General features: G+C 63.2%; 18 protein-coding genes, 1 tRNA gene and 1 other RNA gene. 7 read left to right on the top strand and 13 right to left on the bottom strand.

Going from position 1 to position 23,189, the window contains the following annotated elements:
• The first annotated feature begins 20 nt into the window (after positions 1–20).
• Genes FHS75_RS14625 through FHS75_RS14615 form a run of 3 tightly spaced genes read left to right on the top strand, consistent with a single transcriptional unit; the run spans position 21 to position 5,995 of the window.
• Positions 21–2,516: a tellurite resistance TerB family protein gene (locus FHS75_RS14625; RefSeq protein WP_229735628.1), complete on the top strand. Its 2,496-nt coding sequence runs from the start codon at positions 21–23 to the stop codon at positions 2,514–2,516.
• 3 nt (positions 2,517–2,519) lie between these two features.
• Positions 2,520–3,824, top strand: coding sequence for an ATP-binding protein (locus FHS75_RS14620; protein ID WP_179408418.1), 1,305 nt, complete (start codon positions 2,520–2,522; stop codon positions 3,822–3,824).
• A complete protein-coding gene (locus tag FHS75_RS14615; protein ID WP_179408417.1) occupies positions 3,821–5,995 on the top strand; it encodes a DEAD/DEAH box helicase in 2,175 nt (724 codons plus the stop codon). Before FHS75_RS14620 ends, FHS75_RS14615 begins: the two co-directional genes overlap by 4 nt.
• 28 nt (positions 5,996–6,023) lie before the next feature.
• Here FHS75_RS14615 and FHS75_RS14610 read toward each other — a convergent pair whose 3' ends face one another.
• Both FHS75_RS14610 and FHS75_RS14605 read right to left on the bottom strand, forming a co-directional pair.
• A complete protein-coding gene (locus FHS75_RS14610; RefSeq protein WP_179408416.1) occupies positions 6,024–6,257 on the bottom strand; it encodes a conjugal transfer protein TraD in 234 nt (77 codons plus the stop codon).
• A 22-nt stretch (positions 6,258–6,279) separates the two neighbouring features.
• Positions 6,280–6,585, bottom strand: coding sequence for a conjugal transfer protein TraD (locus FHS75_RS14605; protein ID WP_179408415.1), 306 nt, complete (start codon positions 6,583–6,585; stop codon positions 6,280–6,282).
• 173 nt (positions 6,586–6,758) lie between these two features.
• On the opposite strand from FHS75_RS14605, the gene traA reads away from it, so the two are divergent.
• Entirely contained in the window at positions 6,759–9,644 is a 2,886-nt protein-coding gene (gene traA / locus FHS75_RS14600; protein WP_179408414.1) for a Ti-type conjugative transfer relaxase TraA, read from the top strand.
• Positions 9,645–9,654: 10 nt separating this feature from the next.
• Positions 9,655–10,413: a DUF6118 family protein gene (locus FHS75_RS14595; protein WP_179408413.1), complete on the top strand. Its 759-nt coding sequence runs from the start codon at positions 9,655–9,657 to the stop codon at positions 10,411–10,413.
• A gap of 79 nt (positions 10,414–10,492) precedes the next feature.
• On the opposite strand, the gene FHS75_RS14590 is transcribed toward FHS75_RS14595, so the two are convergent.
• The 3 genes from FHS75_RS14590 to FHS75_RS14580 form a co-directional block, all read right to left on the bottom strand.
• Positions 10,493–11,233, bottom strand: coding sequence for a hypothetical protein (locus FHS75_RS14590; protein ID WP_179408412.1), 741 nt, complete (start codon positions 11,231–11,233; stop codon positions 10,493–10,495).
• Between the two features lie 97 nt (positions 11,234–11,330).
• Positions 11,331–12,515, bottom strand: a complete 1,185-nt coding sequence (locus FHS75_RS14585) for a tyrosine-type recombinase/integrase (protein WP_179408411.1) — start codon at positions 12,513–12,515, stop codon at positions 11,331–11,333.
• Between the two features lie 196 nt (positions 12,516–12,711).
• Positions 12,712–12,797 (bottom strand) — tRNA-Tyr (locus FHS75_RS14580).
• A 155-nt stretch (positions 12,798–12,952) separates the two neighbouring features.
• On the opposite strand from FHS75_RS14580, the gene FHS75_RS14575 reads away from it, so the two are divergent.
• Positions 12,953–13,759: a TrmH family RNA methyltransferase gene (locus FHS75_RS14575; RefSeq protein WP_179408447.1), complete on the top strand. Its 807-nt coding sequence runs from the start codon at positions 12,953–12,955 to the stop codon at positions 13,757–13,759.
• 32 nt (positions 13,760–13,791) lie between these two features.
• On the top strand, positions 13,792–14,637 hold the full coding sequence (locus FHS75_RS14570; RefSeq protein WP_179408410.1) for a hypothetical protein: 846 nt from the start codon (positions 13,792–13,794) through the stop codon (positions 14,635–14,637).
• 119 nt (positions 14,638–14,756) lie between these two features.
• On the opposite strand, the gene FHS75_RS14565 is transcribed toward FHS75_RS14570, so the two are convergent.
• The 8 genes from FHS75_RS14565 to FHS75_RS14530 all read right to left on the bottom strand — a co-directional run bounded on the left by FHS75_RS14565 (position 14,757) and on the right by FHS75_RS14530 (position 23,188).
• Positions 14,757–15,029 carry an HU family DNA-binding protein gene (locus FHS75_RS14565; RefSeq protein WP_179408409.1) on the bottom strand — a complete coding sequence of 91 codons (273 nt, stop codon included), beginning with the start codon at positions 15,027–15,029 and terminating at the stop codon, positions 14,757–14,759.
• A gap of 240 nt (positions 15,030–15,269) precedes the next feature.
• Complete coding sequence (gene lon / locus FHS75_RS14560; protein WP_179408408.1) at positions 15,270–17,690, bottom strand: endopeptidase La; 2,421 nt, start codon at positions 17,688–17,690, stop codon at positions 15,270–15,272.
• Between the two features lie 153 nt (positions 17,691–17,843).
• A complete protein-coding gene (locus tag FHS75_RS14555) occupies positions 17,844–18,185 on the bottom strand; it encodes a YbaB/EbfC family nucleoid-associated protein (protein WP_179408446.1) in 342 nt (113 codons plus the stop codon).
• The gene (locus FHS75_RS14550) at positions 18,185–20,008 is read right to left on the bottom strand and encodes a DNA polymerase III subunit gamma/tau (protein WP_179408407.1); all 1,824 of its coding nucleotides are present in this window, start codon (positions 20,006–20,008) and stop codon (positions 18,185–18,187) included. Before FHS75_RS14550 ends, FHS75_RS14555 begins: the two co-directional genes overlap by 1 nt.
• 44 nt (positions 20,009–20,052) lie before the next feature.
• An RNA gene (ffs, locus tag FHS75_RS14545) (signal recognition particle sRNA small type) lies at positions 20,053–20,147 on the bottom strand.
• A gap of 57 nt (positions 20,148–20,204) precedes the next feature.
• Positions 20,205–20,483, bottom strand: a complete 279-nt coding sequence (locus tag FHS75_RS14540) for an ETC complex I subunit (protein WP_179408406.1) — start codon at positions 20,481–20,483, stop codon at positions 20,205–20,207.
• 33 nt (positions 20,484–20,516) lie between these two features.
• Positions 20,517–22,973, bottom strand: coding sequence for an ATP-dependent helicase HrpB (gene hrpB / locus FHS75_RS14535; RefSeq protein WP_179408405.1), 2,457 nt, complete (start codon positions 22,971–22,973; stop codon positions 20,517–20,519).
• Positions 22,970–23,188 carry a helix-turn-helix transcriptional regulator gene (locus FHS75_RS14530; protein ID WP_179408404.1) on the bottom strand — a complete coding sequence of 73 codons (219 nt, stop codon included), beginning with the start codon at positions 23,186–23,188 and terminating at the stop codon, positions 22,970–22,972. The genes hrpB and FHS75_RS14530 overlap by 4 nt, the downstream gene beginning before the upstream one ends.
• Position 23,189: the final 1 nt, after the last annotated feature.

Below are 23,189 nucleotides of genomic sequence, written 5' to 3'. Positions count from 1 at the left end.
CGCTGGGACGAGCTCATGCCATGGAACTGGAAGTCTTCAGAAACGGCTCCAATCGCCCAAGCAGCCTGACCTGCGGTCTTCACGCCACGCTTACGATGCTATTCGCGTTTATCACACCTGGGCTGCTTGTGTGGTGGCACGAGAAGCGCCGAGAGGCGCGCCTCGCCGAGAAGAACGGCGCGGAAGCCCCAAGGAATACAGCTCTGGCGAGTGAAGGCGAGCAACTCAGACAATCGAAACCCTACCAGCCAAAGCAAAATAACGCCGAACTCATTCGAGCAGGGCGCCAAGCGAGAGCCGATCTTGAGGCAGCGGCAGAGCGCCGATCAGCTGAAAAATTTAAGCGGCAGGGCCGGTACAGCTATCCCTTGGATCAACAATCACAATCAACTGGTTCGCACCGAAGCCCACCAACTACGACGCAAGGCTGGGTGCCAAAGGGACAATCGGTCACTATCGCTGGTCGCACGATCGATGGGATGGTCTACGTCGGCAAACCACCACGTATTGGCTCATCTTACTATGGCGAGAGCTGTCGGGCCTACATCGACCCATCGTTATCCGTCGCGCGGTCCGGGTCTGACAAGAATGGCGATAACATGTCATATTGGCCGGGATACTCGAGCATTCCTGCCGTGTGCAGGGCCACCTATCTCGACTGGCTGGCTGGTGGTCGCCAAGATGGGACGATCAACCCAGGCTACATGTTCCTGTTCTTCTATGGTCTGGAGCGCAGGTTTCTGATCGACCAACCACCCGACGATGAGAAGCAGGAAATCGTTGCAGAGGTGGAGCGTCTGAAGGCTCTTTTCGCCCACAATTACTCCGCACAAAGGTATCTCGGTGAGTTTCTCGACATCGCGCGTATCATGGCGATGGGCGGCATCTCCTTGGACGATACGACACTTAAGCAGACGATCCTTGAGAACCGTAGCTGGGATTTGCCATTTTCGCTGAAGTTCGCGCTCGGCGGCATGATCGCCGAAGGCAAAGCCTTTGATGCCGAATGGCTGCATCTCTGGCTGCATTGCCACCCAGAGCGACGCTTTCGCACTCCAGCCGAGCGTTGCGGCAACGAATTCAAGGCACTTTTCAAATTGAAGTTCGACGCGCTTTATCCTGATGGCTTGAAAGTTCGAACGCCTCGCAAGCTTCTGAAAATGGACTATCGTGCTGCATCCAGCGAGTTCAATTGCTCGGTCAATCTCACGGCGGGAGATGGCGGAGATGTGGCGATCCCCGACGTGACTGATTTGCGGTCGCCGGTACAGACAGCGCAAAAAATCGCAGATGAGGCAATGGATGAACTCGATAAGTTCAGCCGGTATCTTGGACGAAATCCAGATGGCCGCGGGAGCATTGAAGCACAGGCGCTCCTACCTGCTGAGCTGTGGCGTCTGTTCCCGTCGGACGAGTTGGAAGAACTCAAGGATTGGGCGCGCGAGCAAGTAGCGACGGGAGGGCTGGTCCCAGCACTTGATGTGATCTCGCGCCTGGAAGGAGAAACGCCGGAGAAGCTCGGCAAGCGGAACCTGACTGGCGCAGCGGATGCACTCGCCCGTATCGGGTTCGGTATGGCTCCAGACCCAAGATTCTCGCTGCGCGGACCGAAGATCGACGAACCCGTTGTGATCTTCGAACTCGGCGAGCCGGTCGAACAGCTTGAAGACGTCTCCCCGGCCTATCGAACCGAATTGTTTGAACTAGCGCTGGCGACCTTCGTAGCACATGCCGACAGCAAAATTGTGGAAGCCGAACGCAGAGCACTCCGTGAAAAGATCGACGCTGTTAGCGGCCTGACTGAGCTTGAAAGAAAGCGTCTCCACGCCAACCTCGAATGGTATCTCGATGTTCCGCCAGACATGTCATGGCTGCGCAGCAAGCTGAAAGATGCGGACACTGAGCATCATCTAGCCCTGCGCGCGGCAGTTGTCGCGATAGCCCACGCCGACAGCGTGATTCAGTCTGAAGAAGTGGCTTGCATCGAGAAGATCTACAAGGCTCTGGGGATCGATGCTGGCCTCGTTTACGCCGACCTCCATGCCGGCGACGTGCCAGACGGCCCGGTTCGCGTCAAAGCCGCCGAAGCTGAAGCACCAGGCGAACAAATACCGGACGAGCGGAAAGCCAAAGCCGGTTCGCTCGATGCAGCGCGTATTGCCGCCATTCGAAATGACACCGAGCGCGTTTCAAGCGTACTCGGCGAGATTTTTTCGACCGAGGACGACGTGGACGACCAAGCCACCGCAGCACATGCCCTTTCATCATCAATGGCTGGCCTCGATCCCAAGCACGCGTTGCTTGTGGAGCAGATAATCCAGCGCGAACACTGGACTGACGAAGAGTTTGACGAGATCGCCGGTAAGCAAGGGCTCATGCCCTCTGGCGCGCTTGAGGTAGTCAATGAGTGGGCTTTCGATAAATTCGATGAAGCATTGCTCGATGAATATGACGGATATGACGTATCGCCGGACATAGCCGATACGTTGAGAGCCGAGATGGCGAAGGGGGATTAAATTATGTCGAGACTGAAGCCGCGCGAACGCGACGCTATTGTTCAGGCGCTACGCGCGGGTGTTGTTCCCAAATTGGGACTTCGGCACATCCAGGTCGGACGAGCGCGCGAGATCGAAGAACTCGTCAAGGACATGGACCGGATCGCCGATGGCGGTTCAGCCATTCGTTTCATCATCGGCGAGTATGGCTCCGGCAAGACCTTCTTCATGAACCTGATCCGGCTTGTGGCGCTCGAAAAGGGACTGGTCGTCATGTTTGCCGACCTTGCCCCGGATCGACGCATCCACGCGACCGGCGGGCAAGCACGGGGCCTCTACGCGGAGATGGCGCGAAATCTTGCCACCCGGACCAAGCCAGATGGTGGTGCGTTGTCGAATGTTGTCGAACGCTTTGTCAGCCAGGCCCAGCACGATGCCGAGGCGCAAGAACAATCGACAGATGACATCATTCGCCAGCGCCTTGCCCACTTCGAGGAGCTGACAGGAGGCTTCGACTTCGCGCAGGTGATCCGCCGGTATTGGGAGGGACATGAAACCGGCGATGAAGAACTGAAATCGGCAGCAATTCGATGGCTGCGCGGCGAATTTGCGACCAAGACCGATGCTCGCAAGGCACTAGGTGTTCGCACCATCGTCAATGACGCCAGCGTCTACGACCACCTCAAACTGATGTCGGCATTTGTCTGTGAAGCGGGCTACAAGGGCCTGCTCGTCGGCCTTGACGAGATGGTCAACCTTTACAAGCTGACTTCATCGCAAGCCCGCAATGCCAACTACGAGCAAATCCTGCGCATTCTGAACGATGTGCTCCAAGGCAGCGCAGAGAACCTTGGCTTCCTCATGGGAGGAACGCCGGAATTCCTCATGAATACGCGGCGCGGCCTCTACAGCTATGAGGCACTCCAGTCTCGCCTCGCAGAAAACACCTTTGCGCGTGACGGACTGGTCGATCTCTCCGGGCCGGTCATTCGACTAGCCAGTCTTACGCCCGAAGATTTGTTCGTGCTTCTGGCCAACATTCGCACCGTTATGCAGGGCGATGAAGCAATCCTGCCAGACAACGCCTTGGAAGCGTTTATGGCACACTGTTCGGACAGGATCGGGGAGGCCTATTTCAGAACCCCCCGGAACACGGTCACGGCATTCGTGAATCTTTTGGCGGTGCTCGAACAAAACCCCGGCGTCGAATGGTCGGACCTCATCGAAGAACTCGACGTGGCGGAGGATTCTGGTGACGACATGAGCGACGTGGATGAGAGCGTTGGCGCTGTTCCCGAGAGCGACGAGCTAGCCAGCTTCCGACTGTGAGCACTGCGTTCGACAAGCTGGCTCGACCAATCCAGAAATGGATACGTCAGCAAGGCTGGAAGGAATTGCGCGATATTCAGGCGCGCGCAACTAACGTGCTTATGGACGGCAATCGTGACCTGATTGTCGCTGCCAGCACCGCAGGAGGTAAGACCGAAGCCGCATTTCTCCCGCTACTGTCCCAATTGCTCGACGAACCCAGTGAGGACTCCGGATTTGATGTCCTGTATGTCGCGCCGCTGAAGGCGCTCATCACCGATCAGGCGCGGCGACTTGAAGACATATGTCGCGATACAGACTTGCCTATTACGCCGTGGCATGGCGATGTTTCGTCATCGGTAAAGGCAAAGGCTACCAAGCGACCGAGGGGCGTGCTGCTTATCACCCCGGAGTCACTTGAGGCTCTCTTCATTCGACGCGGATTGGAGATTCCGAGGCTGTTTGGTGCGACGCGCGCAGTCATTCTCGATGAATTGCATTCGGTCCTCGACAGTGAGCGTGGCATCCAGATGCGTTCGCTTCTCACGCGCCTCGAAATTGCTCTCAAGAGACCTATCCGCCGGGTTGGTTTGTCGGCCACACTCGGAGATATGGAGCTGGCGAAGGCTTATCTTCGCCCTGACAGCCCAAGTGAAGTCGAACAGGTCATTGCCGAGAGCGGATCAGCCGAATTGCAGCTTCAGCTTCGTGGCTACGTTGCAGGCGACAAGGATGATGAAGGCCCTTCAGCGACGGATGCCATCGCGCAGCACCTATTCGAACACCTGAGAGGCAGCGACAATCTTGTCTTTGGCGGTGCGCGTCAGGCAGTTGAAATCTACTCAGATCGGTTGCGCGCACTTTGCGAAAAGGAACACCTGCCGCAGGAGTTTTACCCTCACCACGCCAGCCTGTCGCGCGAGCATCGAGACTTCGTCGAACGTCGCCTGAAAGATGGTACTGCGCCGACGACTGCCATCTGCACTTCCACGCTGGAACTGGGAATCGACATTGGCGATGTGACCTGTGTCGGCCAGATTGGCGCACCGTTCAGCGTCGCATCGCTCAGGCAAAGGCTTGGCCGATCAGGGCGGCGACCGGGCAAGCCAGCCATCCTTCGACAATACGCAGTCGAGGCGAAGCTTACGCCGACGAGCAATTTCTCGGACCGTCTTCGCCTTGGGATGGTGCGGGCCATAGCGATGATCGAATTGCTTTTGGAGGGCTGGTGTGAACCGCCGCAACGCGAGGCCCTTCACCTTTCGACCCTCGTTCACCAAATCCTCTCAGTGATCGCCGAGCGAGGCGGAATACGTGCGCAGCAACTCTACGGGATTCTCTGCCAGATCGGGCCATTCCGTCAGGTCGATACACAGCTGTTCCTGGATGTTTTGCGGACGCTCGGACATCCCGAAACTGCGCTCATCGAGCAAGCCAGTGATGGACTGCTACTGCTCGGTGAAATGGGCGAGAACTTGGTCGAGCATTACAGCTTCTATGCCGTGTTCCAGACACCCGAAGAATACCGGCTGATTTCCGGCGGTAAGGAGCTTGGGACACTTCCCATCGACAACATGATCGCGCCGGGAATGCTTCTCATTTTTTCGCGCAGGCGCTGGCTGGTGCAAGAAGTTCTCGACCGGGATCGTGTCATTATGGTTGCACCAGCGAAAGCCGGAGTGCCGCCCATTTTTGGGGGCGATCCTGGCAACATCCACGACCGCGTGATCGAGCGAATGTTCGATGTTCTAAAAGGACAAAAGCGCCCGATCTATCTTGATCCGACTGCGCTAGAGCTACTCGACGAGGCACGCAGCAACTACGGCCAACTGCAATTTGACCCCGGAAGGATTGCGCAGCTCAGCGACAATGCTGCTGTCATAGCGACCAAAACAGGTTCCGTTCGGACAACGACCTTGGCACTCGCCCTTCGCGCCAACGGCTTCACCGTGCAGACACACGACGGGTTTCTGGAAGTGTTCGGTAAGGACAACAGTCCGGAGTTGATCGACGCACTTTCAGCTCTGGCAGATGGCAAAGAGGTGGACCTATTTGCTCATTCACCGAACCTTTTGTTCGAGAAATTCCATCCACATTTGACAGAGGAATTGCTGCAGAAAGATGCGTTGTCCGCTCACCTAGACGCTAGCGGATTGGCTGAGTTGACCAGCTCAATTTTAGGACGGGATTAGCGCACCAATTGCCGTTCGGACTGCGCCGCTATCCATCATTCGATTGCTCAGCCTCGAAAGCCCTCTTCCCCTTGCGCCGGAACAGCACCAGCGCCTGCGCACCATCAGGCCCACGCAACTTGGCGGCAACGGTGAGGAATGCTCCGTAAAGTGCAGCGCGATCATCATCGGTTAGTTCGACCAGATCGGCCTTGGCGACGAGGCCGCCCAGCTCGATAAGCCGCCGGGTCCGTTCGCGTCGTTTGACCTGCCATTCGCGCATGTCGGTTCGCGCCTTTGCTGCCTCAAGCCGATGCCGCGCCGCCGTCGAGCGGGAGAATGCCTTCCGGCTGCTGGCGAGGTCCGCTCGCAGTGTTGCGCTGCTTGCCCTGAAAGAAGGCCGCGCCACGCCTGCGCCAGCCCTCCGCGGTCGCCTTGTCGGTGTTGGCGGCAGCGTCGAGCAGTGCGCCAGCCAGCACTTCGGCATCGAGCGCGTCGGCTCCGGTTGCCGTGACCAGCGCGCCAAGCTCGCGCACGCGGCGTTCCTTCAACTGCTTTGCCTTCTCGGCGAGCGCCTTCAGCTCCGAATCAAAATCGCGGGGTTTGCGCATGTGTTGTCTCCATCGTTGGTGTGATGGAGCCATGATAATCGTGCTTGTAATCCAATGCAGTAAGGTCGCCGGGACAGTGTGATACCGCCTAGTCCCGATCAGGATTTTATCATGAGAGGGCGCGCTTATACGTCGTGCCGACGTGGCGTTTGGAGTGTAACTGGATTGCCGACATGGCAATCTTTCACTTCAGCGCAAAGGTCATCGGAAGGTCGAGCGGACGCAGTGCTGTTGCGGCGGCGGCCTATCGTGCGGGCGAGAGATTGCACGATGAGCGCATCGACCGTGACCACGACTTCACCAACAAGGCAGGCGTCCTTCATTCCGAAGTGATGCTGCCCAAAGGCGCGCCCGAAGCCTTCGCCGACCGCGCCACCTTGTGGAATGCGGTCGAGACCGCCGAGAAACGCAAGGATGCCCAGCTCGCCCGCGAGGTCGAGTTCGCTTTGCCACGCGAGCTTTCCAAGAAGGACAACATCAAACTGGCGCGCGAGTTCGTGAAAGCCGAGTTCGTCGAGAAAGGCATGATCGCCGATCTCAACGTCCATTGGGATATTGGTGAGGACGGCAAGGCCAAGCCCCATGCGCATGTCATGCTCACGATGCGCGAAGTGACGAAGGATGGCTTTGGCGCAAAGGTTCGCGGCTGGAACAAGACCGCGCTGATCGAACAATGGCGCGAGCGCTGGGCCGATCATGTGAACCGCGCCCTGGCAGAACGCGACATCGACGCGCGGATCGATCACCGCAGCCTGGAGGCGCAGGGCATTGCGCTGGAACCACAGGACAAGATCGGCCCTGCCGCCTCACGCATTGGCGAGCGCGGTCTGGAAGCCGAACGGATCGAAGAGCACCGCGCCATCTCTCAACGTAATGGCAAGCGGATCATCGCCAACCCTGCGCTCGCATTGGATGCGATAACGCACCAGCAGGCGACGTTCACGCAGCGCGATCTTGCCGCATTTGTTCACCGGCACAGCGACGGCAAGGAGCAGTTCGATGCGGTCTTCAGTGCCGTGCGCGCATCGCCCGAACTGATTTCGCTTGGCAAAGATGGACGCGAGCAGGATCGGTTCACTTCGCGCGCCATGATCGAGACCGAACAGCGCCTGCACCGCGCCGCCGACACAATGGCCGGGCACGCCAAGCACAGCCTCAGCGATGTCCAGCGAAACGCCGCATTCGCCAGTGCTGCGAAGCGCGGACTGGTCCTGTCCGGTGAGCAGAAATCTGCCTTCGAGCACGTCACCAAGAATGGTGGTCTTGCGGTTGTCGTTGGCTACGCCGGAACCGGCAAAAGCGCCATGCTGGGCGTGGCGCGCGAGGCATGGGAAAACGCAGGCTACACTGTGCGCGGCGCAACCCTTTCCGGCATTGCCGCCGAGGGTCTGAGGAACGGCTCCGGCATCGCATCGCGCACCGTCGCCAGCCTTGAGCATCAATGGGGCAAAGGACGCGAGCAACTCACTTCGCGCGACGTGCTCGTCATCGACGAAGCGGGCATGGTCGGCACGCGCCAGATGGAGCGCGTGCTGTCCCATGCAGCCAAGGCCGGTGCGAAGGTGGTGCTGGTTGGCGACCAGCATCAGCTTCAGGCCATCGAAGCAGGCGCGGCGTTCAGGGCGATCCACGAGCGCCACGGCGGGGTCGAGATCAGCGAGGTTCGCCGCCAGCTTTCCGCATGGCAGCAAGATGCGACCCGGCACCTCGCCACGGGCCGGACCGGCGAAGCGATCCGCTCCTATGAAGAGCGCGGCATGGTCCATGCCGCTGACACGCGCGAGGTCGCGCGGACAGAACTGATCGAGCGGTGGAATCAGGAACGGCAGGCCAGCCCCGGCGATAGCCGGATCATCCTAACCCATACGAATGACGAGGTGCGCGAGCTGAACCAGATGGCGCGCGGGAAGATGCGCGAGGCTGGCGCACTAGGTGTCGATGCCACGATCAAGGCGGCACGCGGCGAGCGGCAGTTCGCGAACGGCGACCGAATTATCTTCCTGCGTAACGAGCGCGGACTTGGGGTGAAGAACGGGACGCTTGGCACGGTCGCAATGGCCAGCCCGCAGCGCATGGCGGTGCGCACCGAAGATGGACGCGAAGTTGCCTTCGACACCAAGGACTATGGCCACATCGATCATGGCTACGCGGCTACGATACACAAAGCGCAGGGCATGACGGTGGATCGCGCGCATGTGCTCGCCACGCCGGGTATGGACAGTCATTCGGCCTATGTCGCCATGTCGCGTCATCGCGACGGATTGGCCCTCCATTATGGGCGCGATGACTTCGCCGAACAGTCCAGACTGGTTCGCACGCTCAGCCGTGAGCGTGGGAAGGACATGGCGGGCGACTACAAACCCGAGCAGGCCTTTGCCGAACTCCGCGGCATCAGCTTCCGCGAGCGGATCGTGGAGATGGTGCGGCAGGTGCCGGAGAAGGCCAAATCGATCTTCGGAAACTTCCGCCCGCAGGCCCGATCACTTGAGCCGATTCCCGCCCAGGCAAACACGCAGAACGACCAGCACCGCGCGGTCGAACGCTACGCCCGTGCGCTTGGCGATATCGGTACGATGCAGGCTCATGGCTTGCCCGTGCTTCCGCACCAGAAAGACGCGCTGGAGAAGGCAGGGAAGACGCTCGATGCAATCCGGCCCCATGCCGCAGCCGATCTCGCCAAAGCGCTGGAGCGGCATCCTGAGCTGATTGCAAAGGCCGCTGGCGGGCGCAGCCAGGAAGTCATGCGCGCCATGAGCCAAGAGGCCGCAGTGCGCACCGATCCGGCGCTGCGATCCGAGCGCTTTGTCAGCGACTGGCAGGGACTGAGCACGGCGCGCAAGCAGCTTGAACAGCAGGGCGACCGCGCAGGCGCTGCCCGCGTATCGGCCAAGCTGGCCGAGCTGGCGAAGTCGCTTGAACGCGATCCCCAGATCGAAGGCCTGCTGCGCGGCAAGACGCGCGAACTCGGCATCAATCCGAAGCCCGAACGCAGCATCGCAAACGAACTCACCGCAACTCTCAGCCGCGAGCGCACCCGCGCTTTCGACATGGGCATTTAGGAGAAACGAAATGGAAGAAGACCACATCGAAGAAGTGCAACTGGACCTCGAAGTCGAGGAACCGCCCGCGCCGAGACCAGAACCGGAGCCGGTGACCGAGTCCGACCCGGCAACGGAAGCCTTCGCTCGTCTTGAAGGCGAGATGGCGATGGTACGCCATACAGTCCAGAACATGGCCAGGGAACGAGCCGACATCGTGATTCCGGACTACACGGCCACGCTCGGCCAGATGGCCGATCAACTGGCACAGGTCTCCAAGACGCTGACCGCAATCGGCAACAAGCCCGCCATCGAGCTGACGCCGGAAGATATCGCGGTTCAGATCAAGCGCGCCTCTCTCGACATGCTGCGCGACAGTAGCGACCTATTCCGGCAGGGCCGCAAAGACCTGGACAATGTAACCGGTCGGCTCGCGGTTATTGTCGGGCGCGTCCGCGCAGAGGCCGAACAGACGCGCCAGACCTGGCGCTTTGCAGGCTTAGGGCTGGCTGTCGGTATCCTGCTATGGTCGATCCTGCCCGGCACCATTGCACGCACCATGCCCGAAAGCTGGCACTGGCCCGAACGAATGGCTCGCAAAGCCGTTGGAGAGCCGACAATCGTGGACGCCGGAATACGGTTGATCCGTTCTCAGAACCCCGAAGCTTGGGAGGAACTGGCTACAGCGCAGCGCATCCTCAGTGCAAACCGCGAGGTGCTCGAACACTGCAACGAGCGGGCGCGAGAAGTGGGGCATTCGGTCAGTTGTGCGATCCAAGTGGCACCGTAGGGCGCTATCGCAATCGCCGAATACTATACTCTCTTGGCCCTACAGCCCATTTGCGCTCGATTCGTTATCGCGGGATCATTTACTGAACTGGATCACGAAGACTCGCTTCCCAAATCGCTTGCATTTGGCTTGGCGGGTTTAACAAGCACCATATCTTTCGCACGATCGTATCACGCAGTTTTGCCATGTCGGGGTAGTCATATACGCAAACCATCGCTTCGAAGATGCCGCGCTTTGGTTCGTATTCGGCGTGGATGCGTTGGTCAGCCAGAGCTTGATCTATGACATTTTGATCTTTCATCCAATTGTTTAGAAGCGTTTTCACTGAAGGGAAATCAGACAGATTTTCGAACTTTTTCGCGTTATCGACTTCATTCACCATGTGATACGCTAGAAGTTGGCCGTTGCCTTGAAAGATTGTGTCCGCAATTCGGCCCGCAACATGATCGAAGCCTTTGTCATTGAGATCCGCGATGAAAAGCGGTCGCTTTCCATTAAATCGGTTTTCAGCAAGAATCCTACATTCGCGCAGTTCCTGTGCTAACGGAGCAGCAAATTCGTCGCCTTGTTGCTTATCGAGCTTCACAGCAGTTTCTAGATCGGTGATCGCGTCTTCGAACATCAGTCGCCAGCGATACAACTTCGCTCGGTTGATGAGCGGTGCAGGATTCGGGTTTGCTTCAATCGACCCCGTGTAGAGCGCTATCGCGTCGGCGGTACGATACTCGCTGGCCGCTCTCATACCCTGCTCGAAAAGGTGCTGACCGGCTTCGTACGCGGGCGATTGAGGCGCGCCTCCGCCAAACAATTTTCTGAACAAAACTAAACCCTTCCGATTCAAATCAAAGCTGCAAGTGGCTTAAGATGCGATATCTACAATGTCACCTAGGTGGAGGATCAATTTTGGGCATACCGGCTTAAGCATGGGCACCAGAACAGTATTCTCCCCACGCATCCATCAGCTTCACTCTCGCGCCTGGATTCTCGGACGTGCCGAGATAGGTCGTTCGCCGATACGCGGCCTGCACAGCATCCGGCGTCTTGTGCGCCAATGCCGCTTCGACAACCGCATTGGGGAAGCCTTCATTCGCGGCCCAGTCAGTAAAGCTGGAGCGGAAACCATGAACGTGGAAAGGCTCCTGCATGTCTCGCATGACCTTCAGCAGCGTCATGTTGGACATGGCCTTGCCGGTCATGCCGGGGAAAACCACTTCGGCTCCCTCCATCTGCATGGCTTCTGCCCTCGAAAGGACCGCCATCGCCGCTTCTGACAGCGGCACGATGTGCGCCCTGCTGCGCTTCATGTGTTCGGCTGGGATTGTCCAAAGGCGCTGGTCCAGATCGAATTCACCCCATTTAGCAAGCCGCACTTCCTGCGAGCGAACGCCCGTCAAAATGAGAAGGTCGAGCGCGAGGCGCGAATAGGATGGCTTGCGCCGCAACGCGGTGAGGAATGGAGGAACGGCGACGTACGGCATTGCCTTGCGGTTGGCCGGTTTCTTGATCTGTCGCGGCAGCCCTCGGCCCGCCTTAAGGCTGCTATTGCCCGATGGAGCTTCGGTGGAGCGCCATCCCTTTGCATGGGAGTAATCGAGCACGGCGCAAATCCGGTTGCGGACCTGGCGAGCCGTTTCCGGAATTTCCTGCCAAATCGGCGTGAGCACCCCGATAATGTCCGCAGCGGTGATTCCGCCAGTCGTCATATCGCCCAGTTTCGGGAAGGCGTAGTTCTCCAGACTGGCGAGCCATTGGCGACCGTAGACATCACTCTTCCAGCCTGCCTCGTTTTCGGAATGATATTGGGTAGCGGCTTCGCGGAAAGTAACCTTGGCAGCTTCCTCATCCTTCCTCTCCGTCAACACATCGCGTTTCTCGACCTTCACCGCCTTGCGGAGTTCGGCGGCCTTCGCGCGCGCATCGGCCAGCGTCACCAGCTTCGCACTACCCAAACCAATGTCCTGACGTTTGCCATCGCGCTGGAGTCGCAGGAGCCAGGAAGCCGCACCAGTTTTTCCAACTTTCAGGAAAAGACCGTCGCCATCCTGATAGGTGCCCGGATTCGCCAAGGCGGCCTTGACCGCCACTGCTGTAAGTTTGCCCATTCTCGTTCCCCATATTTCTGGAGGCCAATTGAGAGAGCCGCGGTGTGGGGAAGCCCGCTCTCTTCCCCACACCTTCCCCACACTCACTGCCGGTTGCAGGCAAATAACAGCGAACAGGAGCGGCCATCGGAAGGCAGAATACCCTTGGTTTTCTGCGATTTCTAGGGCTTTTCGGGGATGTGCTGAGAAAGGGCGGTGGTGGACAGGGCTGGATTCGAACCAACGTACGCTTGCGCGGGCAGATTTACAGTCTGCTGCCTTTAACCACTCGGCCACCTGTCCACACCGGTCTTAGTGGTCGGCGGGAGGCCCCGCCGGAGGCCGCTTCTTGGCGAAGCGGCTTGCCGAGAGGCGCGCTCAATGGCGAAGCGAGCCTTGCCTGTCAATGGGGTGACTGGCAGGAGCGGCACGAAGGTTGGACCGGCGAAGGGATTTTCATGTCGAAGGGCGGTGGCGGCAAGCCGAAACGGGCATTGCGCGGGCGCGCGGGACGCATGCAGGGCGGGCGCGGCAGCGGACGCGCGAGCAAGGGCGCGGTCCGCCTCTGGGGCCACCACGCGGTCGAGGCCGCGCTCAGGAATCCGGAGCGCAGCCATCGCAAGCTGTGGGCCACGCGCGAGGCGATCGCCGGCCTCGACGGCGAACTGCCGCCGGACTTCCCTGTCGAATACGCCGAGGCGCCCGACCTTGCCCGGCTGGTCGCGCGCGACGCGCCGCACCAGGGGCTGGTGCTGGAATGCGACCCCCTGCCCGACCTTTTCCTGGGCGACGTGCTCGATGGCGATCCGGCGCGCCCGCTGGTCGTGCTCGACCAGGTGACCGACCCGCACAATGTCGGCGCCATCATGCGCTCCGCCGCGGCGTTCGGGGCCTGCGCGCTGCTGACGCAGGACCGGCATGCGCCGCCCGAATCCGGCGCGCTCGCCAAGTCGGCATCGGGCGCTCTCGAGATCGTCCCCTGGGTGCGCGTGGTGAACCTGTCGCGCGCGCTCGAGGAAGTGGCCGAAGCGGGATACTGGCGGCTGGGGCTCGACGGCGAAGCGGAGGCGGTCCTCGCCGACGTGCTGCCGGCGGGCCCGGTGGCGCTGGTGCTCGGCGCGGAGGGCGAAGGCATGCGGCACAATGTCATGCAGCACTGCGATGCGCATGCCCGCCTGCCGATCGCGGCCGACATGGAAAGCCTGAACGTTAGCAACGCCGCAGCAATTTCACTTTATGCCGTGGCGACGAGACCGGGTCCCTAGAGGGGGCCGATGCCAATCGAACGGGGGAAACGATGAAGCATTTCGACGTGAAACGCGCCGCACCGGCGATCGCGGCGGTTGCGGGCCTGCTGCTGCTGGCCGGCTGCCTGCTTGCGCCGGGCAGGTTCGGCTCGGAGCTGGACCTGCGGCAGGATGGACGCTTCGCCTTTCGCTACACCGGCGAGTTGTACCTTCTCCCGCTCGCCAAGAAGCCCGACGGGGCCGGCGCGTTTGAACCGGAGGAGTGCGACGACGACGGCGAGACGCGCGCCTGCACCGAGGCAGAGATCGCCGCTCAGCGAGAGGACTGGGAACGCTCGCGCGCGTCGAAGGCGCAGGGCGAGGCCGAGATGGCCAAGGCCTTCCTCGGCGGTCTCGATCCTTCCGACCCCAAGGCCGCGCAGGAATTCGCCGAGCGGCTGCGGCGGCAGGCGGGCTGGCGCAAGGTCGAATACAGGGGCGACGGCCGCTTCGATGTGGACTTCGCGATCAACGGCACGCTCGACCACGACTTCGTCTTCCCGACGATCGAGCGCTTTCCGATGGCGAACGCGTTCGTGACGCTGAGCCTGCGCGACGACGGCACCGTGCGCATCGATGCGCCCGGCTTCGGTCCCGGCGGATCGGGCATGCCGATGCAGGGCCTGATGATGGCGGCGGCTGCGGCTGCCGAGGAACAGGGCGGCAAGACGACGACGAACCTGCCGGAGATGGAAGGCACCTTCGTCGTGCGCACCGACGGCGAGATCCGCGCGAACAATACCGAGGAAGGGCCTGCGCCCGATCCCTCCGGCCAGGTCATGACCTGGGAGGTTTCGTCGGCCGGCACCACCGCGCCCACCGCCCTCGTCCAGCTGGCGCCGCGCACGGCCCGCTGACCGCGCCGGACGCGAGGCGCGCACACGAAAAAAGCGCCGCACCGGCTTCCCGGTACGGCGCTTTTTTCATCGGGATCGGCGGGCCGCGAGGCGTAGCGGCCCGGCCTGACCGGCGATGTTTAGTTGACCGCGTCCTTGAGGCCCTTGCCGGCCTTGAACTTCGGCTGGGTCGAGGCCTTGATCTCCATCGGCTCGCCGGTGCGCGGGTTACGGCCAGTCGAGGCCTTGCGCTTGGCGACCGAGAAGGTGCCGAAACCGACGAGGCGAACTTCGTCGCCGCTCTTCAGCGCGCCGGTGATGGCGTCGAATACGCCTTCGACCGCCTTGGTGGCGTCGCTGCGCGAAAGGCCGCTGGAATCGGCAACGGAACTGATCAGGTCATTCTTGTTCATTATGGGAACCCCCCTTAGCTTTCTGTGAAACCGGAATACGTCTGGAATCGCCTCGGTATATGACGCGCGAATTGAGCGACTTTTGGCGCGCCTGTCAAAGCGAAATGGGCGGGTAAGGCCCGAAAATTCCCCGTTTATGGGCCAATTTCGACAAACCGAGGCACGCTTTTGCACTTCTGCACGAAGGACGCACGCGGGATGACCCGGCGATGCCGCCGAGTCGCCGCAGTGCAACATGGATCAGTGCGCGGTGGTCGAGGTCGGCGACGGTCCCATCTGGGGAGCCGCGGCCTGGCTCGCGATTTCGTCCGCTTCGGTCCATTCGATCGGCTCGAGCTTGCGGGTGAGCGCCCGGGCAAGAACTTCGTCGACGTGGCTGACGGGGATGATCTCCAGCCCCTCCTTCACGTTATCGGGAATCTCGGCCAGGTCCTTCTCGTTCTCCTCGGGGATCAGCACCGTCTTGATGCCGCCGCGGAGCGCTGCGAGCAGTTTCTCCTTGAGGCCGCCGATCGGCAGCACCCGACCGCGCAGCGTGACCTCGCCGGTCATCGCCACATCGGCGCGCACGGGAATCGCGGTGAGCGTGGAGACGATGGAGGTGACCATGCCGATGCCCGCGCTCGGCCCGTCCTTGGGCACGGCGCCTTCGGGCAGGTGGATGTGGATGTTCTTGCGCTGGAAGATCGACGGCTTGATGCCGTAGGCCGGGCTGCGCGCCTTGACGAAGCTGAACGCGGCCGCGACCGACTCGTTCATCACGTCGCCCAGCTTGCCGGTCGTCTTGATCTCGCCCTTGCCCATCGTGGTGACGCTCTCGATGGTCAGCAGTTCGCCGCCAACCTCGGTCCAGGCAAGTCCGGTGACCGCGCCGACCTGCGCCTCTTCCTCCGACATGCCGTGGCGGAACTTGCGCACGCCGGCGAAGTCTCCGAGATTTTCGGGGGTGACGATGACGCTCGACGCTTCCTTTTCGAGAATCTTGCGCAGGCTCTTGCGCGCCAGCCGCGCGATCTCGCGCTCCAGTGTACGAACGCCCGCCTCGCGCGTGTAGTAGCGAATGAGGTCGCGCAGTCCCTCGTTGGTCAGCTCGAATTCGCCATCCTTAAGCCCATGCGCCTCGATCTGCTTGGGAATCAGGTGGCGTTCGGCGATCTCGACCTTCTCGTCCTCGGTGTAGCCTTCGAGCCGGATGATCTCCATGCGGTCGAGCAGTGCCTGCGGCAGGTTGAGGCTGTTCGCGGTGCACACGAACATCACGTCGGACAGGTCGAAATCGAGTTCGAGGTAGTGGTCCTGGAACTTCGAGTTCTGCTCGGGATCGAGCACTTCGAGCAGCGCCGACGCCGGGTCGCCCCGGAAATCCTGGCCGAGCTTGTCGATCTCGTCGAGCAGGAACAGCGGGTTGGCGGTCTCGGCCTTGCGCAGGTTCGACACGATCTTGCCCGGCAGCGAGCCGATGTAGGTGCGCCGGTGGCCGCGGATTTCAGCCTCGTCGCGCACGCCGCCCAGTGACTGGCGCACGAAGTTGCGACCCGTGGCCCGCGCGATCGACTTGCCGAGCGAGGTCTTGCCGACGCCCGGAGGACCGACGAGGCACAGGATCGGCCCCTTCAGCTTGTTGGTGCGCGCCTGCACGGCAAGGTATTCGACGATGCGGTCCTTGACCTTCTCGAGCGCGTAGTGATCGGCATCGAGCACTTCCTGCGCCTTGCCGATGTCCTTCTTGAGCCGCGACTTCTTGCCCCAGGGCAGGCCGAGCAGGACATCGAGGTAGTTGCGGATGACGGTCGCCTCGGCGCTCATCGGCTGCATCGACTTCAGCTTCTTGAGTTCGGCCTGCGCCTTGGCGCGCGCCTCCTTCGACAGCTTCAGCTTCTCGATCTTTTCCTGCAGTTCGGCGATTTCGTTGGCTTCCTCGCCGTCGCCGCCGCCCAGCTCGTTCTGGATCGCCTTGAGCTGCTCGTTGAGGTAGTATTCGCGCTGCGTCTTCTCCATCTGACGCTTCACGCGGCCGCGGATCTTGCGCTCGACCTGCAGCACGCCGAGCTCGCCCTCCATGAAGCTCAGCGCCATTTCCAGCCGCTTGTGCGGATCGGCCTCGGACAGCAGCGCCTGCTTGTCGGACACCTTGGCGGCAAGCTGCGCGGCGACCGCGTCGGCCAGCTTCGAGGCATCGTCGATCTCGCCAAGGCTGTCGCCCGCTTCCTGCGAGAGCTTCTTGTTGAGCTTGGCGTATTCGTTGAACTGCTCGACCACGCTGCGCATCATCGCTGCGACTTCGGTGCCCGAGGCGGTGACCGGCTCGATCTCCTCGATATCGGCGAGCAGCAGCTTGCCGTCGTCGGTATCCTCGGTACGCAGTTCCTCGATCCGCGCGCGCTGCTGGCCTTCGACGAGGACGCGCACGGTGCCGTCGGGCAGCTTCAGGAGCTGCAGGACGCTTGCCACCACGCCGGTGTCGTAGAGGTCGTCGCGGCCCGGATCGTCGCAACCCGGATCGAGCTGGGCGAGAAGAAATATGTCCTTCTGGCCGGCCATCGCCGTCTCGAGTGCCGCCACCGACTTCTCGCGCCCCACGAACAGGGGAACGACCATGCCGGGAAAGACGACGATGTCGCGGAGGGGAAGGAGGGGAAATGTGTTCACGGGCTCATCCATTCTTTCTGCCGGGCGCGCGAGCGCGCTGCCGGTGTTCGGTCAGGATATGGGATCGCCCGTTCGCAGGTGCAATGCCGCCGCCGCCCGCAACTGTGGAAGACGGCGGCGCGAAGGCTGGCCTGAAGCGACGTTCAGGCTAGAGGCGGTCGCTTCTCAGCCCATTCCCGGAAGGTTGAAGCCCGGCGGCAGGCCCATGCCCTGCTGCGCCTTCTGCATTTCCTCGTTGGCGACCTGGTCGGCTTTCGTCCGCGCATCGTTGTAGGCAGCGGCGATCAGGTCCTCGAGGATCGGTTTTTCCTCGGGCTTCATCAGGCTGTCGTCGATGTTGACCGCGACCACGCGGCCTTTGGCCGAACAGCGGATTTTCACCAGCCCGCCGCCGGCGACGCCTTCGACCTCGATCGCGTCGAGCTTGGCCTGCGTTTCGTTCATCTGCTTCTGGATCGTCTCGGCGGCCTGCTGGGCGGCCTGGATCATCTCTTCCATCGATTTCATCATCGTCTCCAGTTTCGGTTGCCTCCGCCTGCGGCGGCGCGGCTGTCACCCTCGATCATCTCGGCGTCGGGAAAGGCGGCGAAGGCGGCGGCGACGATCGGGGCCTGCCGGATCGCATCGGCCTGCGCCTTCTTTTCCGCCTCGTCCTGTTCGACGAGGGTCGGCGCGCCGCCCTCCTCGACCCGCTCGACCGTCCATGCACCGCCAAGCACGGTCTCGAGCGCGCGGCGCAGCTCCTGCGTCGGATCGTCGCTGATCCCGGGGGCTTGCGAATAGACGAAGCGACCGGGCGCGAAATCGACGACGCGGACCTGGAAGCGCAGCCGTTCGGCAAGCCCGATACCGCACGCATCCTCGATCCTGTCGACGAGCGCGTTCCACGGCGGCGTGTCGCTTGCGGCAGGTGCGGGCGCTGCGTTGGTGGCCGGAGCAGGCGCATCGGCCGGCAGGCTCGCCAGCTTTTTCGCGAGCGTCCCGGGATCGGGCATGTCCGAGGCGTGCATCACGCGCAGCAGCGCCATGCGCGCGGCAACGAGCGGATCGGGCGCCATGCGCACTTCCTCGAAGCCCTTGAGCAGCAGCTGCCAGAGCCGATGCAGTTGCGCCGCCGTCAGCCGCTGCGACCAGCCCTCGATGGCGGTGCGCTCCTCGACGGAGGGGATATCATCGGCATTGCCCGCGATCTGCGCCACGGTAATGCGGTGGGTAAGTCCCATTGCGCCGCGCAGCAGCGCCAGCGGCTCCACGCCGAGCGAGAACTGCCGGTCGACGAGCTCGAGAAGCCGCGCACCCTCGCCGTTCAGGACCGCGTCGAACAGGTCGCGCTGCGCGGTGTTGTCGGCAAGGCCGAGCATGTCGCGCACCTGCGCCGCCGTAACCCTGCCCTGGGCATCCATGTCGGCATGCGCGATCGCCTGGTCGAGGATCGACAGTCCGTCGCGCACCGAGCCTTCGGCGGCGGCCGCGATCATCGCCAGCGCCTCGTCCTCGGCCTCGACGTCCTCCTTGTCGCAGATCGCCTCGAAATGTCCGGCCAGCATCGGCGCCGGGATGCGGCGCAGGTCGAAACGCTGGCAGCGCGACAGGACGGTGACCGGCAGCTTGTCCGCCTCGGTCGTCGCGAACAGGAACTTCACGTGCGCGGGCGGTTCCTCCAGCGTCTTGAGCAACGCGTTGAACGCATTGCGCGAGAGCATGTGGACCTCGTCGATGATGTAGATCTTGTAGCGCGCCGAGACGGCGGCATAGCGCACCGCCTCGATGATCTCGCGCACGTCGTCGACACCGGTGTGACTGGCTGCGTCCATCTCGATCACGTCGATGTGGCGGCCCTCGGCGATGGCGACGCACGGTTCGCACATACCGCACGGGTCGATCGTCGGACCGCCCTGCCCGTCCGGCCCGATGCAGTTGAGCGCCTTGGCGATCAGCCTTGCGGTGGAGGTCTTGCCCACCCCGCGCACGCCGGTCATCAGGAATGCGTGCGCCAGCCGGTTGCGCCGGATAGCGTTGGCCAGCGTCCGCACCATCGCTTCCTGCCCGATCAGTTCCCCGAAGGTCTGCGGACGGTACTTGCGGGCAAGCACGCGATAGGGCTGCACCGGCGTTCCCGTCGACGGCGTATCGGTGGCGGGCGGCTGGACGGGCGCCGGATCGGGCACGGCATCGACGGCAGGCGGATCGGACGCGACTTCGTCCCCGCCGAACAGCGCGGACTGGCCGGCAGCTTCAAGCTCCCCGGCGCTGGGTTGGCTATCCCCGGCCTCGTCGTCGCCCTCGTCATCGGGGGCGGCGTTACCGAACATGTCGTTGGAATCGGACATCACCGGCGAAGGTAGAAGCTGGCGGGCGGATTGTCAGGGGAAAAGGAGAAGGAGCCGGGCGACCCGTCGCAATCCGTTATGGCTGCTTCCTTCCGGACCTGACCAGGTTCGCGAACGCAAACGTCCACCCGACTCCCGGCCCGGCATATGGCGGGATCGGCCCGCGATTTCAAGCGTCGGCGCGAAGCGCGCGCGCTCAGCGGAAATTGTCGGCGTAGGCCTGCAGCTTCAGGCGCCTGGCGGGCGGCGTATGAACGCGCGCGGCGATGCCGTACTTCCGCGCGTAGCCGATCGCCTCGTCCTTCGTGGGAAAGCGCAACTGGACCTGCGCCTGCGTGTCGCCAGAGCCGGTCCAGCCCATCAGCGGATCGGGCTTCCTCGCCTCCGACTGCTCGAATTCGAGGATCCACGTGTCGGTAAGCGCCTTGCCGGACTGCATGGCGGTTTTCGGGCGCTGGTAGATGCGTGCGGTCATGGCAAAGCGCTTTCCTGCGAATCGCCGCGCAAATCAAGAGCGCTTCTGGGCCGCGAATGCATTCTTGGTCTTGAGGCTGGGATCCTCGGCCCACGGCTCGTCGGGCCAGCGGTGCCTGGGATAGCGCCCCTTCATCTCGCGCGCGACGTCCGCCCACGATCCGCGCCAGAAGCCCGGCAGGTCGCGCGTCGCCTGGATCGGGCGGCCCGCGGGCGATGTCAGCTTGAGGAGGAGCGGCTGCGGCGGCTGGCCGAAAACGGGATGCGTATCGAGGCCGAACAGCGCCTGCACGCGCACTTCGACCGAGGGGCCGCCTTCGTCATCGTAGTCGATCGCGTGGTGCGTGCCCGCCGGGCTGACGAATTCGGGCGGGGCCAGCCGGTCGAGCGCCTTCACCGCGTCCCAGCCCGGAAGACCGCGCAAGCCGTCATGCAGCGCGCCCGCGTTCACCTGGTCGAGCCGCCGTTTGAGAAACGGCCCGGCCCACTGTTCGAGCGTATCGAGAAGCGCCTCCTCCGACAGGGCTTCGATCCCTGCAAACCGCGCGCGCTTCAGCAGCGAATGGCTCGCCTTCGAAAGCGGCAGGAGGTCGAGGCCGTCGGAGCGAATCCGCTCGATCAGGAATGCGCGGATCGCGTCCTCGTCGGGATCCGGATCGGGACCGCCGCCCAGCACGATCGCGCCGAGCCGACGCTGTCGCAAGGCCTCGACGCGGCGCTCGCCCGCGATCCAGCGCAAGTGGCCCCGGCTCTCGATCCTGTGACCGAGCCAGCGCTCGACCTCCGCCTGGGTCAGCGCAACCGCGCCGGTGATGCGCGCGCCCTTCGCCTCGCCGGTCGCGTCGCCGACCGCAAGCCATTCGGCGCGGGCAAGCGGCGATGCAGGGTCGAGACGAAGCCCGCGCCCGCCCGCTGCCAGCCAATACTCGCCGTCGCTGCCGCGCGCCCTTGCGATATTGTCGGGAAAGGCCTCGGCAAGCAGGATGCCGAGCGGCGGGGCCTCGCCGCCCTCGTCCCCGACCAGCCGCCCTGCCCGGTCCGCCCAGCGCGCGGCGAGCTTACGCGAGGCTTTGGCGCGCGCCCCGTGATCGCCGTTCCAGCGGTCGAGACGGGCGGCAAGGTCTTCTCCCCTGCCGCCAAGGCCGCGCTCCTGCAGCAGCAGCGCCAGCCGCGCGGCATCGCGCGCCGCGCCGCGCCCGGCGGCGTACAGCAGCATGTGCGCCAGCGCCGGGTCCATCGGCAGCGCCGCCACCGCCTTGCCGTGCGGCGTGATCCGCCCTTCGGCATCGAGCGCGCCCAGAGTGACGAGCCGGCCCCGCGCCGCCTCGACCGACGCGCCGGGCGGCGGATCGAGCCAGGCCATCGCCTCGGGCTCCGCCGTCCCCCACGAGGCGAGCGACAGGACGAGCGGCGCCAGGTCCGACGTCTCGATCTCGGGCGGATCGAAGGCCGGCCTTCCGGCATGCGCCGCCTCCTCCCACAGCCGACAGGCGACACCCGGTCCCTGCCGCGCGGCACGTCCGGCGCGCTGTGCCGCCGCCGCCCGGCTCGCCCGGTGCGTGACGAGCCGCGTGACGCCTGCCGCCTTGTCGAACTCGGCCCGGCGCGACAGCCCGGCATCGACGACCACCGACACCCCGTCGAGCGTCAGCGAAGTCTCGGCAATCGCGGTCGCCAGCACGATCCGCCGCCGCCCGTCGGGATCGCGGCGGATTGCGGCGCGCTGCGCGGCGGGTTCGACCTGTCCGTGCAGGGGCAACACCGGGACGCCGGGCAGCCGTGCTTCCAGCCGCTCGCGCGTCCGTTCGATCTCGCGCACGCCCGGAAGGAAAGCCAGGATGTCGCCCGCCTCCTCGCGCCAGGCGGTCAGGATCGCCGAGGCCATCGCCTCTTCGACACGCAGTTCGGGCGAGGCACCCAGCCAGCGGATCGCCAGCGGATGCGCCTTGCCCTCGCTCTCGATCACCGGCGCGTCGCCGAGCAGGCCGGCAAAACGCGCGCCGTCGATCGTCGCCGACATCACGAGCAGCCGCAGGTCGGGACGCAGCACCTCGCGAGCCTCGATCGCGAGCGCGAGCCCAAGGTCCGAATCGAGATGCCGTTCGTGCGCTTCGTCGAACAGCACCGCGCTCACGCCCGAAAGTTCGGGATCGTCGAGCACGGTCGCCACGAAGATCGCCTCGGTCATGACAAGGATGCGCGTATCGGCGGAGCGGCGGCTGTCGAGCCGGGTGAGGTAGCCGACGGTCGCGCCCGGCTTCTCGCCCAGCATCTCCGCCATGCGCTCGGCAGCGGCGCGCGCGGCCACCCGGCGCGGACTGAGCATCACGACCGTGCCCGTGCACCACTCCTCGCCGATCAGCGCCGGTGCGACCGCCGTGGTCTTGCCCGCCCCCGGTGGCGCCACCAGCACCGCGCCCGTCCCCTCGCCCAGCGCGCCGAGCAGTTCGGGCAGCACGGCATGGACGGGAAGATCGCTGCCCTTCGTCACTCGTCTTCCCACCCGAAGACGTCTTCGACGCCGACGCCGAAACGACGGGCAATGCGAAAGCTGGTTTCGAGGCTTGGCGAATAGCGGCCCTGCTCGATGGCGATGATCGTCTGGCGAGTGACGCCCACCGCCTCGCCCAGCGCGGCCTGGCTCAGCTGTCCGTTCGCCTCGCGCAGCTCCCTTACCCGGTTGGTTATCGGCGGGCGTCTGGCCACG

Origin of the sequence: Novosphingobium marinum (assembly GCF_013408095.1) — a bacterium.
In the GTDB taxonomy this organism is placed as follows: Bacteria; Pseudomonadota; Alphaproteobacteria; order Sphingomonadales; family Sphingomonadaceae; genus Novosphingobium; species Novosphingobium marinum.
The sequence above is the reverse complement of the archived record's forward strand: the minus strand, read 5'-3'. Positions and strand labels throughout refer to the sequence as shown.